Source organism: Pseudomonas sp. GP01-A4, assembly GCF_058780865.1.
Genome location: NZ_JBYSWF010000014.1, coordinates 39,490 through 53,910 on the forward strand (window position 1 = coordinate 39,490; position 14,421 = coordinate 53,910).

Here is a 14,421-nt window from a genome sequence, read left to right on the forward strand (position 1 = left end):
AGGCCGGCATTTTAACGGTAACGCGGGGCGCCAGGTAGCCAGCGGCGCCCTCGGTTTTTTCGCGAGCAAGCTCGCTCCTACATTGAGCAGCGTTTACCGGGCCTTTGGCTTCTTCACATCCAACCGGCGCAAATGGCAGGTCACTTCTTCACGGTCGTGGTACAGCTGCTTGCAGCCGATCTCCACCCGGATGCCACGTTCCTTGAAGCCTTCCGCGATGCGTTCAAGCAGGCGCTTCACTTCGGCATAACGCTGCTTCATCGGCAACTTCAGGTTGACCACCGCTTCGCGGCAGTGTCCCTCGCCAATCCAGGTTTCCAACAGGGCCGCATTGCGCGCCGGTTTTTCGACGATGTCGCAGACCATCCAGTCCACCGGCTGCTTGGGGGTGTAGATAAAGCCGTCGGCCATCAAGTGCTGCACCAGCCCGGTGTCCATCAGGCTTTCGGCCATCGGGCCGTTGTCGATGGCGGTCACCAGCATGCCGCGGTTGACCAGTTGCCAGGTCCAGCCGCCAGGCGCTGCGCCGAGGTCGACGCCGGTCATGTCGCTGTGCAGGCGCTCGTCCCACTGGTCTCGGGGGATAAAGTGGTGCCAGGCCTCTTCCAGCTTCAAGGTCGAGCGGCTTGGCGCGTCCCGCGGGAATTTGAGGCGCGGGATGCCCATCGGCCACATGGCCGAGTTGTTTGACTCGGCCAGGCCCATGAACACTTCGCGGCCGCTCTTGAAGGTCAACAGCAGGCGCGGCTTGCTGGCGTCTTCCACCAGTTTGCCGGCGGCCATCAGCGCCTTGCGCAAGTGAACTTCGAATTTCTTGCAGAAGTTCGACAGCTCCTTGCCGTCATTGGTGTCGACCATTTCCAGCCACAGGCTGCCGCACACCGGGAAATCCCGCAGGTGCGCGAGGATCACGCTGATACGGTCGGTTTCCGGCAAGTCGATGAACACCCCGCGCGCCCACTGCCGCGGGAAGATCAGCTCGGCAAAGCGTTGGCCGCGCATCAGGCGCTGGGCGCCGTCTTCTTCGGTGCAGACAAATTCGGCGCAGGCGCTGCCGGTCTTGGCCTTGGCATAGCCCGAAACGTTCAGGCGTGCGGCGTGCTCCGCGATCTCGGAACAGACTTCGCCTTCAAAACCCGGGCGGCAGTGCATAAAAAGGGTGTTCATCAACTCTCCTGGATCACGGGCTTGCTATAGCGCAATGCCTGTCATGAAAACGCGCGCATGATAGCCGAGTTCGGAACCTTGGACTTATTGATAGAGTCCAGTAATTAGCCAGCTACTTAAAACAGGGCTAATTTGTAAGCTCTGTTCGTCCCGTCAGGTCCGTAGCCGTGCGGACCATAAGGAGTCATGTAATGTCATCCCTTGATAGTCTGAGAACCCTTAAAACCTTACAGATCGACGACAAGACCTATCACTACTTCAGCCTGCCCGAAGCCGCCAAGAGCCTGGGTGATCTGGACAAGCTGCCGATGTCCCTCAAGGTGCTGCTGGAAAACCTGCTGCGCTGGGAAGACGAAAAGACCGTCACCGGCGCCGACCTCAAGGCCATTGCCGCCTGGCTCAAGGAGCGCCGCTCCGACCGCGAGATCCAATACCGCCCCGCCCGCGTGCTGATGCAAGACTTTACCGGCGTGCCCGCCGTGGTCGACCTGGCCGCCATGCGCGCCGCCGTGGCCAAGGCCGGCGGTGACCCGCAACGCATCAACCCGCTGTCACCGGTGGACCTGGTGATCGACCACTCGGTGATGGTCGACAAGTTCGCCACCACCGGCGCCTTCCAGGAAAACGTCGACATCGAAATGCAGCGCAACGGCGAACGCTACGCCTTCCTGCGCTGGGGCCAGAGCGCCTTCGACAACTTCAGCGTAGTGCCACCGGGCACCGGCATCTGCCACCAGGTCAACCTGGAATACCTCGGCCGCACCGTGTGGACCAAGGATGAAGACGGCCGCACCTATGCCTTCCCCGACACCCTGGTCGGCACCGACTCCCACACCACCATGATCAACGGCCTCGGCGTATTGGGCTGGGGTGTGGGCGGGATTGAAGCGGAAGCCGCGATGCTCGGGCAGCCCGTTTCGATGCTGATCCCGGAAGTGATCGGCTTCAAGCTCACTGGCAAGCTGAAAGAAGGCATCACCGCCACTGACCTGGTGCTGACCGTCACCCAGATGCTGCGTAAAAAGGGCGTGGTCGGCAAATTTGTCGAATTCTATGGCGACGGCCTGGCAGATCTGCCACTGGCCGACCGCGCCACCATCGCCAACATGGCCCCGGAATACGGCGCCACCTGTGGCTTCTTCCCGGTGGATGACGTAACCCTGGACTACCTGCGCCTGTCGGGCCGTCCTGCAGAAACCGTCAAACTGGTGGAGGCCTACACCAAGGCCCAGGGCCTGTGGCGCAATGCAGGTCAGGAGCCGATCTTTACCGACAGCCTGGCGCTGGACATGGCCAGCGTCGAAGCCAGCCTGGCCGGGCCTAAACGTCCGCAAGACCGTGTCTCACTGCCTAACGTCGGCCAGGCCTTCAGCGATTTCCTCGACCTGCAATTCAAGCCCACCAACAAGGAAGAAGGCCGCCTGGAAAGCGAAGGCGGCGGCGGTGTTGCGGTGGGCAACGCCGACCTGATCGGTGAAGCCGACTACGACTTCGAAGGCCAGACCTATCGCCTGAAAAACGGCGCGGTGGTGATCGCGGCCATTACCTCCTGCACCAACACCTCCAACCCGAGCGTGATGATGGCGGCGGGCCTGGTGGCGAAAAAGGCCGTGGAGAAAGGTCTGAAGAGCAAGCCCTGGGTGAAAACCTCCCTGGCGCCTGGCTCCAAAGTCGTGACTGATTACTACAAAGCGGCAGGCTTGACCCACTACCTCGACAAGCTGGGCTTCGACCTGGTGGGTTATGGCTGCACCACCTGTATCGGCAACTCCGGGCCGCTGCCCGAGCCGATCGAAAAAGCCATCCAGAAAGCCGACCTGGCCGTGGCCTCGGTGCTCTCGGGCAACCGTAACTTCGAAGGCCGGGTGCACCCACTGGTGAAAACCAACTGGCTGGCCTCCCCGCCCCTCGTGGTGGCCTATGCCCTGGCCGGCACCGTGCGCATGGACATCAGCAGCGAACCACTGGGCACCGGCTCCGATGGAAAGCCGGTGTACCTGAGAGACATCTGGCCCAGCAGCAAGGAAATCGCCGACGCCGTCGCCCAAGTCAGCACCGGGATGTTCCACAAGGAATACGCCGAAGTGTTTGCCGGCGACGAACAGTGGCAAGCCATTGAAGTGCCGCAGGCCGCGACCTACGTGTGGCAGAAAGATTCCACCTACATCCAGCATCCACCCTTCTTCGACGACATTGGCGGCCCGCTGCCGGTGATCGAAGACGTCAAGGGCGCCAACGTGCTGGCTCTGTTGGGGGATTCGGTGACCACCGACCACATCTCTCCCGCCGGTAACATCAAGACCGACAGCCCGGCCGGCAAATACCTGCGCGAGCAAGGCGTCGAACCGCGGGACTTCAACTCCTACGGCTCGCGTCGCGGCAACCATGAAGTGATGATGCGCGGCACCTTCGCCAACATCCGCATCCGCAACGAAATGCTCGGCGGCGAGGAAGGCGGCAATACGATCTACATCCCTACCGGCGAGAAAATGCCGATCTATGACGCCGCCATGAAATACCAGGCCTCGGGCACCCCGCTGGTGGTGATCGCCGGCCAGGAATACGGCACCGGCTCAAGCCGTGACTGGGCGGCAAAGGGCACCAACCTGCTGGGGGTCAAGGCGGTGATTGCCGAGAGTTTCGAGCGGATTCACCGTTCCAACCTGGTGGGCATGGGCGTGCTGCCCCTGCAGTTCAAGCTGGACCAGAACCGCAAGGCACTCAAGCTGACAGGCAAGGAGAAGATCGACATCCTCGGGCTGACCAACACCGAGATCGAGCCACGCATGAACCTGACGCTGGTGATCACCCGTGAGGATGGCAGCAGCGAGAAGGTCGAAGTGCTGTGCCGCATCGACACCCTCAATGAGGTCGAGTACTTCAAGGCCGGCGGGATCCTGCACTACGTGTTGCGGCAGTTGATTGCCTCGTAACTGACACGCGCTACCCAAAACACCGCCTTCCCTGGCGGTGTTTTCATTTTTACCGTCGGTGACGCTCGGTATACTGCCGCCCTCAGATTTTGACTGTCACAAGGATTCCCCATGCTTGCATTGCCATGGCTGTACCTGGCGCTTCTTTCCATCGGCTATGTACTTGCCTTGAGCTACGGGCAATTGGGGTTAATGGCGGCGCTTTCCGTCGCCATGCTGCTGTTGGCCGGGTTTGCCGTGCGGCAACAGCGAAACCCGTGGGTACGCTATCTGGGCCACGGGCTGTTTATCGTGCTGGCGCTGGGGCTGGCGATGCATTGGCTGCCCGGGTTCTACAACGGTCGCGGGATCGCGCCGCAGCGCTTTACGGACGACGCCGTGCCTTTCTCGATGTACCTGAACCAGGACAAGCCGCTGATTGGCTTCTGGCTGCTGCTGGCCTGCCCGTGGATTGTTGCGCGCCGGTCCCTGCGCCTGTCGATCTATGCCACCGCCCTGGCGTTGACACTGACGGCGATTGCCGCCCTGGGCGGCGCTGCGTTGCTGGGCGTCATCAGTTGGGCCCCGAAGTGGCCGGAGCAGGCCTGGCTGTGGGTGTTGAATAACCTGCTGCTGGTGACCCTGGTGGAGGAAGCGCTGTTCCGCGGTTATATCCAGGGCGGCCTGAGCCGACGGTTCAAGCAATTGCCCTATGGTGAAAACCTCGCCCTGCTGTTGGCCGCCCTGCTGTTCGGCCTGGTACACCTGGGCGCAGGCTGGCAGTGGACCCTGCTGGCGACCATCGCAGGCCTGGGCTACGGCCTGGCGTATCGCTTTGGCGGATTGGGCGCGGCGATCGTTACGCACTTCGGGCTGAACCTGCTGCATTTCGGGTTGTTTACCTATCCGATGCTGGCGGGCTGAGGCTGCGCCGATTGTTGCAAAAAATAAGTTAAATAAAACCCCGCGACGGTCGACAACCTGTCAAAGCCTTGCGGATTGAACAATCATGCGTAATAACCAACCCGTTACCCAGCGCGAACGTACCTTCCCCGCTCAGCAACGGTTGATCTCCACCACGGATGCCAAAGGCGTGATCACCTACTGCAACGACGCCTTCGTCGAGATCAGTGGGTTTTCCCATGACGAACTGCTGCGTGCCCCGCACAACCTGGTTCGTCATCCGGATGTGCCGGCGGCAGTGTTCGCACACATGTGGTCCACGCTCAAACAAGGCTTGCCATGGATGGGCATCGTCAAGAACCGCTGCAAGAGCGGTGATCACTATTGGGTCAACGCCTATGTGACACCGGTCTTCGACGGCAACCAGGTGATCGGCTACGAGTCGGTGCGGGTCAAGCCCACCGCCGAGCAGATCCGCCGTGCCGAAGCGCTTTACCAGCGCATCAACCAGGGCAAGCCGGCCATCCCGCGCCGCGACAAGTGGCTGCCGGTGTTGCAGGACTGGCTGCCGTTTATCCTGGTCAGCCAGTTGAGCTTCCTGATTGGCGTGTGGCTCAATTCCCACTGGGGCTTTGCCCTGGCAGCGGCGCTGTCGGTACCGCTGGGCCTGTTGGGCCTGAGCTGGCAACAACGCGGGCTCAAGCGCTTGCTGCGCCTGGCCGAACAGACCACCTCAGACCCGCTGATCGCGCAGATGTACACCGACAGCCGCGGCGCCCAGGCGCGCCTGGAAATGTCGATCCTCAGCCAGGAGGCGCGCCTGAAGACGTGTCTTACCCGTTTGCAGGACACGGCTGAACACCTCAACTCCCAGGCGGCGCAGTCCAATACCCTGGCGCATAACAGCTCCAGCGGTCTTGAACGCCAGCGCGTGGAAACCGAACAGGTGGCCACCGCGGTCAACCAGATGGCCGCGACGACTCAGGAAGTCGCCAGCCATGTGCAACGCACCGCCGATGCCACCCAGGAAGCCAATCGCCTGACCGGACGTGGCCGTGATATCGCCGGCGAAACCCGCGAAGCGATTCAGCGCCTGTCGGTGGCCGTGGGCGAGACCGGCGTGACCGTGACCCAACTGGCCAAGGACAGTGACGAAATCGGTGGCGTGGTGGATGTGATCAAGGGCATCGCCGACCAGACCAACCTGCTGGCGCTGAACGCGGCCATCGAAGCGGCCCGTGCCGGGGAGATGGGTCGCGGCTTTGCGGTGGTGGCCGACGAAGTGCGGCAACTGGCCCAGCGCACCAGCGAGTCCACCGGGCAGATTCATGCGCTGATCGCCAAGCTGCAACAGACCGCCAGCGCGGCCGTACAAACCATGGACGCCGGGCATCGCCAGGCGGAAGAAGGTGTGGCACGGGTGATGGAAGCGGATCAGGCGCTGATCGGGATCAGCGAGGCGGTGGCGCACATCACCGATATGACGGCGCAGATTGCGGCGGCGACCGAAGAGCAGAGCTCGGTGGCGGAAGAGATCAGCCGTAACATCAGCACCATTGCGTTGCTGGCGGACCAGACGTCGGAACAGGCGTTGAATTCGGCGCAGTTGAGTGAAGAGCTGACGCATACCGCCAATACCCAGTACTCGTTGGTAGAACGCTTTAACCGGTAAACCGCTTTCGCGAGCAAGCCCGCTCCCACATTTGGAATGCATTTCAAATGTGGGAGCGGGCTTGCTCGCGAAAGGGCCCTATCAGGCGCCGAGAAACCCGGCCACCTTCACCGCCGCAGCCTCCAGATGCTGCTCATGACTGAACCCCGAAGCCTTCAACGGCTTCAAATCATGATCCCCCGCCACCAGCCACATCACCTCGATGCTCGGCGACAACACATACCCCTCCACCGCCGCCCGATTGCCCAGTGCATCCCGCTCACCCTGCACAATCAACGTCGACGTCTTCAGCCCGGCCAGATGCTCGGTCCGGGGTTTCTCCGGTTTGCCCACCGCATAGAACGGATAACCCAGGCACACCAGCGCGTCCGCGCCCAATTCATCCGCCAATAGACTGGCCATCCGCCCGCCCATCGACTTGCCGCCCACCGCCAGTTTCCCAGCGACATGACGTCGCACCTCGGCATACACCTCACGCCAGCATTCCAGCAGCTTCGGCGCCGGGTTCGGCGGACGTTTACCGCCATCCACACGGCGCTGGGCCATGTACGGAAACTCGAAGCGCAATACGTTCACGCCATGCCCCGCAAGGCGTGCAGCCATGTCGCTCATGAAGCCCGAGTCCATCGGCGCGCCCGCGCCGTGGGCCAGGATCAGCGTCGCGGGCGTACGCGCGATAGACCCTGTCGCGGCATTCCACAACCAGCCGCGTTCCCGCACACACTGCGCCCATTGATCCCCGTCAATACTGGCCTTGTGCTCTTTGCCCATGCTTGCCTCGCTTTTTAGTCTGCCTATAACTCCAGCCCAAGTGCCGCATTTGCTTGGGTTGAACCGTGGATGGGGAACCATGAACACTACTTTAAGTACCGCCTATAACTACAAGGTGGTCCGCCAATTCGCCATTATGACGGTGGTGTGGGGCATCGTCGGCATGGGGCTCGGGGTTTTTCTCGCTGCCCAGTTGGTATGGCCCGAACTCAACTTCAATTTGCCCTGGACCAGTTTCGGCCGCTTGCGCCCGCTGCACACCAACGCGGTGATCTTTGCCTTTGGCGGTTGCGCGCTGTTTGCCAGCTCCTTCTACTCGGTGCAACGCACCTGCCAGACCCAATTGTTCGCGCCAAAGATCGCGCAGTTCTGCTTCTGGGGCTGGCAGCTGGTCATTGTGCTGGCCGCGATCACCTTGCCGCTGGGCTACACCAGCTCCAAGGAATACGCCGAGCTGGAATGGCCGATCGACATCCTGATCACCATCGTCTGGGTGGCCTATGCCATCGTGTTCTTCGGCACGGTGATGAAGCGCAACACCAAGCACATCTACGTCGGTAACTGGTTCTTCGGTGCGTTCATCATCACCGTGGCCATCCTGCATATCGTCAACAACCTGGAAATTCCGGTCAGCCTGACCAAGTCCTACTCGCTGTACGGCGGTGCGACGGATGCCATGGTGCAGTGGTGGTATGGGCATAACGCGGTAGGCTTTTTCCTCACCGCCGGCTTCCTGGGGATGATGTACTACTTCGTGCCGAAACAGGCCGAACGCCCGGTGTATTCCTATCGCCTGTCCATCGTGCACTTCTGGGCACTGATCACCCTGTACATCTGGGCCGGCCCGCACCACTTGCACTACACCGCGCTGCCGGACTGGGCACAGTCCCTGGGCATGGTGATGTCGCTGGTACTGCTGGCACCGAGCTGGGGCGGGATGATCAACGGGATGATGACCCTGTCGGGCGCCTGGCATAAGTTGCGCAGCGACCCGATCCTGCGCTTCCTTGTCGTGTCTCTCGCGTTCTACGGCATGTCGACCTTTGAAGGGCCGATGATGGCGATCAAGACGGTCAACGCCCTCTCCCACTACACCGACTGGACCATCGGCCACGTACACGCCGGGGCGCTGGGTTGGGTAGCGATGATCTCCATCGGCGCGCTGTATCACATGATCCCGAAAATCTTCGGTCGCGAGCAGATGTACAGCCTCGGCCTGATCAACGCGCACTTCTGGCTGGCCACCATCGGCACCGTGCTCTACATCGCCTCGATGTGGGTCAACGGCATCGCCCAGGGCCTGATGTGGCGTGCAGTCAACGAAGACGGCACCTTGACCTACTCCTTCGTCGAAACCCTGGTGGCCAGCCACCCAGGCTTCATCGTGCGACTGGTGGGCGGGGCGATCTTCCTCAGCGGCATGTTCCTGATGGCTTACAACACTTGGCGCACCGTGCGTTCGGCACAACCCGCCGAAGTCGCCGCTGCGGCGCAGATGGCCTGAGGAGTCGATGATGAAACACGAAACCATTGAAAAGAACGTCGGCCTGCTGATGCTGCTGATGGTGCTCGCCGTGAGCATCGGCGGCCTGACCCAGATCGTGCCGCTGTTCTTCCAGGATGTGACCAACAAGCCGGTGGAAGGCATGAAGCCCTACACCGCGCTGCAACTGGAAGGTCGCGACATCTATATCCGCGAAGGCTGCGTACAGTGCCATTCGCAGATGATCCGCCCGTTCCGCGCCGAAACCGAGCGTTATGGCCACTACTCGGTGGCCGGTGAAAGCGTGTGGGATCACCCGTTCCTGTGGGGCTCCAAGCGCACCGGGCCGGACCTGGCCCGCGTCGGCGCGCGCTACTCGGACGACTGGCACCGCGCGCACTTGTACAACCCGCGCAACGTGGTACCGGAATCAAAGATGCCGGCGTACCCATGGCTGGTCACCGCCCCGGTCGACAGCAGCCACACCGAGACCAAGCTCAAGGTGATGCGCACCCTCGGCGTGCCGTACACCGACGACGACATCGCCGGGGCCGTGGCCTCCCTCAAGGGCAAGACCGAGATGGACGCGCTGGTTTCGTACCTGCAAGTGCTCGGCACTGCCATCAAGAGCAAGAGGTGAGCCATGGGATTTGAATTCGATGCTGGAACCATCCGCGGGCTTGGCACGCTGGTCGTGGCCATCGCCTTCATCGGCCTGTCGCTGTGGGTGTTCAACTCCCGGCGCAACGCAGAGTTCGCCGAGGCGTGCCTGCTGCCGTTTGCCGATGAACCGCTACCGCCAACCCCCGACGCTCAAGAAGAGCCTGCAACAAGGAGCAACCGGCCATGACTACCTTCTGGAGTACATGGATCTGTGTACTGACCCTCGGCAGCCTGATCGGCCTGACCTGGCTGTTGATCGGCACCCGCAAGGGCGAGACCAAGGGCAGCGTGGACCAGACCATGGGCCACGCCTTCGACGGGATCGAGGAGTACGACAACCCGCTGCCGCAATGGTGGTTCATGCTGTTCGCCGGCACCCTGGTGTTTGCCGTCGGCTACCTGATCCTCTACCCGGGCCTGGGCAACTGGAAAGGCGTATTGCCGGGCTATGAAGATGGCTGGACCCAGACCAAGGAATGGGACAAGGAGATGGCCAAGGCCGACGCCAAATTCGGGCCGATCTTCGCCAAATTCGCGGCCATGCCGGTGGAAGAAGTCGCCAAGGACCCGCAGGCGCTGAAAATGGGCGGCCGCCTGTTCGCCTCCAACTGCGCGGTGTGCCATGGCTCGGACGCCAAGGGCGCCTACGGCTTCCCGAACCTGGCAGACAACATCTGGCGCTGGGGCGGTTCGGCGGATGCAATCAAGATGACCATCATGAATGGCCGTCATGCCGCGATGCCGGCCTGGGGTGAAGTGCTGGGTGAGGACGGTGTGAAGAACGTCGCAGCCTACGTGCGCCATGAATTGGCGGGGCTGCCGCTGCCGGCGGACAGCACTGCGGATGTCGCCGCGGGCCAAGTGGCATTCAGCACCACCTGTGTCGCCTGCCACGGGCCGGAAGGCCATGGCGTGGAAGCCATGGGCGCGCCGAACCTGACGCAGCCAGGCGGCTTTATCTACGGCACCAGCCTGGCGCAGTTGCAGCAGACCATTCGCCACGGCCGCCAAGGCCAGATGCCTGCGCAGGAAGTACTGCAAGGCAATGACAAGGTGCACCTGCTGGCCGCCTATGTTTACAGCCTGTCCCACAATGCTGATGGCGCAACGCCTGACAGCCAACCCGAGTAATCCTGCACCACCCAAAAGCCGCGCCTGATTCAGGCGCGGCTTTTTTGCGACCCATTGTCGCACCCTTCCGATCGCTGACTTTCCCCTCCTGCCATTCGGGTCTACGCTTGTTTGCACAGTGGACTGGCATTGGCCGGTCGACGGCCGACTTGCACTCGATGGGTTGAAACATTTCTGCTCGATGACAGGCGCAAAGGCTGGTACCTACCGGCTGTCGTGCCACTGGCCATTCGTCACCCGAGCTGCTTGTTTACACACACTCAGTTACAAGTACCTTCGACCCGTTTAAAATCCTGTCCAAGTCGTCAGCTTTTAACCCTGAATTTTGTCCTTACGCCAAACATGGAAAGGGCGCAGAATCTGGTTTGGAACGCATTGATGCAGGTCACCTTGCGTTGCAATGGAATCTTGCTTTCTCCATACTTGCGACCGATTTTTACCCTATAAAAAAACTAAACCGTGGAACCTTAGAATGAGCACAGCAATCAGTCCGACTGCTTATAACTATAAGGTAGTCCGCCAGTTCGCCATCATGACGGTGGTCTGGGGGATCCTTGGCATGGGGCTCGGCGTTTTCATTGCCTCGCAACTGGTTTGGCCAGAGTTGAATTTTGGCCTGCCATGGACGACATTTGGACGCCTGCGCCCGTTGCACACCAACCTGGTGATTTTCGCCTTCGGTGGATGTGCACTGTTTGCCACTTCTTACTACGTCGTGCAGCGAACCTGCCAAACGCGACTGATTTCCGATGCACTGGCGGCCTTTACCTTCTGGGGTTGGCAAGCGGTCATCGTGGGCGCGATCGTCACCCTGCCGCTGGGCTACACCACCACCAAGGAATACGCCGAGCTGGAATGGCCGATCGCCATTTTGCTGGCGATTGTCTGGGTGACCTACGCAGTGGTGTTCTTCGGCACCATCGTCAAGCGCAAGACCAAGCACATCTATGTCGGCAACTGGTTCTACGGGGCATTTATCCTGGTGACGGCGATGCTGCATATCGTCAACCATGCGTCCTTGCCGGTCAGCTTCTTCAAGTCCTACTCGGCCTACGCCGGTGCGACGGACGCAATGATCCAGTGGTGGTACGGCCACAACGCCGTAGGTTTCTTCCTCACCACCGGCTTCCTGGGGATGATGTACTACTTCGTGCCGAAACAGGCCGAGCGTCCGATCTACTCCTATCGCCTGTCCATCGTGCACTTCTGGGCCCTGATCACCCTGTACATCTGGGCCGGTCCGCACCACCTGCACTACACCGCATTGCCGGACTGGGCCCAGTCCCTGGGCATGGCGATGTCGATCATCCTGCTCGCGCCAAGCTGGGGCGGCATGATCAACGGCATGATGACCCTGTCGGGCGCCTGGCATAAATTGCGCACCGACCCGATCCTGCGGTTCCTCGTGGTCTCCCTGGCGTTCTACGGCATGTCGACCTTCGAAGGCCCGATGATGGCCATCAAGACGGTCAACTCGCTGTCCCACTACACCGACTGGACCATCGGCCACGTACACGCCGGCGCCCTCGGTTGGGTAGCGATGATTTCCATCGGCGCGCTGTACCACATGATCCCGAAACTGTTCGGCCGTGCGCAGATGCACAGCGTCAGCCTGATCAACACCCACTTCTGGCTGGCCACCATCGGTACCGTGCTCTACATCGCCTCGATGTGGGTCAACGGCATCACCCAGGGCCTGATGTGGCGTGCAATCAACGATGACGGCACCCTCACCTACTCCTTCGTCGAAGGGCTGCAAGCCAGCCATCCGGGTTACATCGTGCGCGCCCTGGGCGGTGCGATCTTTGCCAGCGGCATGCTGTTCATGGCCTACAACGTGTGGCGCACCGTGCGTGCCTCCGACCCTGTAGAAGCCGAAGCCGCTACCAAGATCGCCGTTGTGGGAGCTCACTGATGAAGCATGAAGTAGTCGAGAAGAATATCGGCCTGCTGGCCTTCTTCATGGTCATCGCCGTGAGTATCGGCGGCCTGACCCAGATCGTTCCGCTGTTTTTCCAGGACGTGACCAACAAGCCGGTGGAAGGCATGAAGCCGCGCACCGCCCTTGAACTGGAAGGCCGCGACGTCTACATCGCCAACGGTTGTGTCGGCTGCCACTCGCAGATGATCCGCCCGTTCCGCGCCGAAACCGAACGCTACGGCCACTACTCGGTCGCCGGTGAAAGCGTGTGGGACCACCCATTCCTGTGGGGTTCCAAGCGTACCGGCCCGGACCTGGCCCGGGTCGGCGGTCGTTACTCCGATGACTGGCAGCGTGCGCACTTGTACAACCCGCGCAACGTGGTGCCCGAATCGAAAATGCCGGCGTACCCGTTCCTGGTCGAAAACAAACTCGACGGCAAGGACACCGCCAAGAAGATGGAAGTCTTGCGCACCCTGGGCGTGCCCTACACCGACGAAGACATCGCCGGCGCGGCAGCGGCCGTGAAGGGCAAGACCGAAATGGACGCACTGGTGGCCTACTTGCAAGGCCTTGGCACCATCATCAAAAGCAAACGGTGATCTGGATGGATATCGGGATGATTCGAGGCCTGGGCACCGTTGTCGTGATGGTGGCCTTTATCGGCCTGGCCTTGTGGGTGTTCAGCCCCAAGCGCAAGTCGGAGTTTGAAGACGCGACGTTGCTGCCCTTCGCGGATGATCCCGAAGCCATCAAGCACGTCGTGGAAGCGTCTAGGAGTAACAAAGAATGACTACGTTCTGGAGTCTGTACGTCACAGTCCTCAGTCTGGGTACCATTTTCGCCCTGACCTGGCTGCTGCTGTCGACCCGCAAGGGCCAGCGCGCCGAGCAAACCGATGAAACCGTCGGCCACTCGTTCGACGGCATCGAGGAGTACGACAACCCGCTGCCCAAATGGTGGTTCATGCTGTTCGTCGGCACCATCATCTTCGCCCTCGGTTACCTGGCGCTGTACCCTGGCCTGGGCAACTGGAAAGGCCTGCTGCCGGGCTACAACTACCTCGACAACGACAAGCAAACCCCGTTTGCCAATGGCCAGACCGGCTGGACCGGCGTGCACGAATGGGAAAAGGAAATGGCCAAGTCGGACGCCCGGTTCGGGCCGATCTTCGCCAAGTTCGCCGCCATGCCGATCGAAGAAGTGGCCAAGGACCCGCAAGCCTTGAAGATGGGTGGCCGCCTGTTCGCCTCCAACTGCTCGGTGTGCCACGGTTCCGACGCCAAGGGTGCCTACGGCTTCCCCAACCTGACCGACGCCGACTGGCGCTGGGGCGGCGACCCGGCCACCATCAAGGAAACCATCATGAAGGGCCGCCACGCGGTGATGCCGGCGTGGGCCGAAGTCATTGGCGAGCAAGGCGTGGCCGATGTGGCCGGCTTTGTGGTGACCAACCTCGATGGCCGCAAATTGCCGGAAGGCGCGAAGGCAGACGTGGCCAACGGCGAGAAACTCTTCGCCGCCAACTGCGTGGCGTGCCACGGTCCCGCCGGTAAAGGTACACCCGCCATGGGCGCGCCTGACCTGACCCACCCTGGCGCGTTCATCTACGGTTCGAGCTTCGCGCAACTGCAGCAGACCATCCGTTATGGCCGTCAAGGCCAGATGCCTGCGCAGGAGCAGTTGCAGGGCAATGACAAGGTGCACTTGCTGGCGGCCTATGTTTACAGCCTGTCCCATGGAGACAAGGCAGCTGAGGAGCAGTAAGCATTAAAACCAAAAAGCCCCGCGCAGCCAA

General features: G+C 61.4%; 13 protein-coding genes. 11 read left to right on the plus strand and 2 right to left on the minus strand.

Translation table 11 applies throughout. From position 1 onward, the window contains the following. Nucleotides 1-93: 93 nt before the first annotated feature. On the minus strand, nt 94-1,167 hold the full coding sequence (gene rlmM, locus AC3WKX_RS11040) for a 23S rRNA (cytidine(2498)-2'-O)-methyltransferase RlmM (protein WP_003219000.1): 1,074 nt from the start codon (nt 1,165-1,167) through the stop codon (nt 94-96). Nucleotides 1,168-1,358: 191 nt separating this feature from the next. Between rlmM and acnA the strand changes: the two genes are divergently transcribed. From acnA to AC3WKX_RS11055, 3 genes are all read left to right on the plus strand, one after another. Continuing rightward, on the plus strand, nt 1,359-4,100 hold the full coding sequence (gene acnA, locus AC3WKX_RS11045) for an aconitate hydratase AcnA (protein ID WP_102605714.1): 2,742 nt from the start codon (nt 1,359-1,361) through the stop codon (nt 4,098-4,100). 111 nt (nt 4,101-4,211) lie between these two features. Continuing rightward, nucleotides 4,212-5,003 (plus strand): CPBP family intramembrane glutamic endopeptidase, encoded by a 792-nt coding sequence (locus AC3WKX_RS11050; protein ID WP_003219003.1) that lies wholly within the window; start codon nt 4,212-4,214, stop codon nt 5,001-5,003. Nucleotides 5,004-5,088: 85 nt separating this feature from the next. Continuing rightward, complete coding sequence (locus AC3WKX_RS11055; RefSeq protein ID WP_003219005.1) at nt 5,089-6,654, plus strand: methyl-accepting chemotaxis protein; 1,566 nt, start codon at nt 5,089-5,091, stop codon at nt 6,652-6,654. A gap of 81 nt (nt 6,655-6,735) precedes the next feature. Here the strand turns inward: AC3WKX_RS11055 and AC3WKX_RS11060 are convergent, their stop codons facing one another. Then, a complete protein-coding gene (locus tag AC3WKX_RS11060; RefSeq protein WP_102605039.1) occupies nt 6,736-7,425 on the minus strand; it encodes an alpha/beta family hydrolase in 690 nt (229 codons plus the stop codon). Nucleotides 7,426-7,504: 79 nt separating this feature from the next. Here AC3WKX_RS11060 and ccoN (AC3WKX_RS11065) point away from each other — a divergent pair, with 79 nt between their 5' ends. The 8 genes from ccoN (AC3WKX_RS11065) (at nt 7,505) to ccoP (AC3WKX_RS11100) (ending at nt 14,390) form a co-directional block, all read left to right on the plus strand. Continuing rightward, nucleotides 7,505-8,929 carry a cytochrome-c oxidase, cbb3-type subunit I gene (ccoN, locus tag AC3WKX_RS11065; RefSeq protein WP_003219009.1) on the plus strand — a complete coding sequence of 475 codons (1,425 nt, stop codon included), beginning with the start codon at nt 7,505-7,507 and terminating at the stop codon, nt 8,927-8,929. A 10-nt stretch (nt 8,930-8,939) separates the two neighbouring features. Continuing rightward, nucleotides 8,940-9,548, plus strand: a complete 609-nt coding sequence (ccoO, locus tag AC3WKX_RS11070; protein ID WP_003219010.1) for a cytochrome-c oxidase, cbb3-type subunit II — start codon at nt 8,940-8,942, stop codon at nt 9,546-9,548. A gap of 3 nt (nt 9,549-9,551) precedes the next feature. Beyond that, entirely contained in the window at nt 9,552-9,758 is a 207-nt protein-coding gene (locus tag AC3WKX_RS11075) for a cbb3-type cytochrome oxidase subunit 3 (RefSeq protein WP_003219012.1), read from the plus strand. Continuing rightward, nucleotides 9,755-10,702 carry a cytochrome-c oxidase, cbb3-type subunit III gene (ccoP, locus tag AC3WKX_RS11080; protein WP_003219014.1) on the plus strand — a complete coding sequence of 316 codons (948 nt, stop codon included), beginning with the start codon at nt 9,755-9,757 and terminating at the stop codon, nt 10,700-10,702. Before AC3WKX_RS11075 ends, ccoP (AC3WKX_RS11080) begins: the two co-directional genes overlap by 4 nt. Nucleotides 10,703-11,174: 472 nt before the next feature. After that, nucleotides 11,175-12,617 (plus strand): cytochrome-c oxidase, cbb3-type subunit I, encoded by a 1,443-nt coding sequence (gene ccoN / locus AC3WKX_RS11085; protein ID WP_003219015.1) that lies wholly within the window; start codon nt 11,175-11,177, stop codon nt 12,615-12,617. After that, complete coding sequence (gene ccoO, locus AC3WKX_RS11090; protein WP_003193167.1) at nt 12,617-13,225, plus strand: cytochrome-c oxidase, cbb3-type subunit II; 609 nt, start codon at nt 12,617-12,619, stop codon at nt 13,223-13,225. Before ccoN (AC3WKX_RS11085) ends, ccoO (AC3WKX_RS11090) begins: the two co-directional genes overlap by 1 nt. A 5-nt stretch (nt 13,226-13,230) precedes the next feature. Beyond that, nucleotides 13,231-13,416 (plus strand): CcoQ/FixQ family Cbb3-type cytochrome c oxidase assembly chaperone, encoded by a 186-nt coding sequence (locus tag AC3WKX_RS11095; protein ID WP_008437575.1) that lies wholly within the window; start codon nt 13,231-13,233, stop codon nt 13,414-13,416. Next, entirely contained in the window at nt 13,413-14,390 is a 978-nt protein-coding gene (gene ccoP / locus AC3WKX_RS11100) for a cytochrome-c oxidase, cbb3-type subunit III (RefSeq protein WP_003219020.1), read from the plus strand. The genes AC3WKX_RS11095 and ccoP (AC3WKX_RS11100) overlap by 4 nt, the downstream gene beginning before the upstream one ends. The last annotated feature ends 31 nt before the right edge of the window (nt 14,391-14,421 follow it).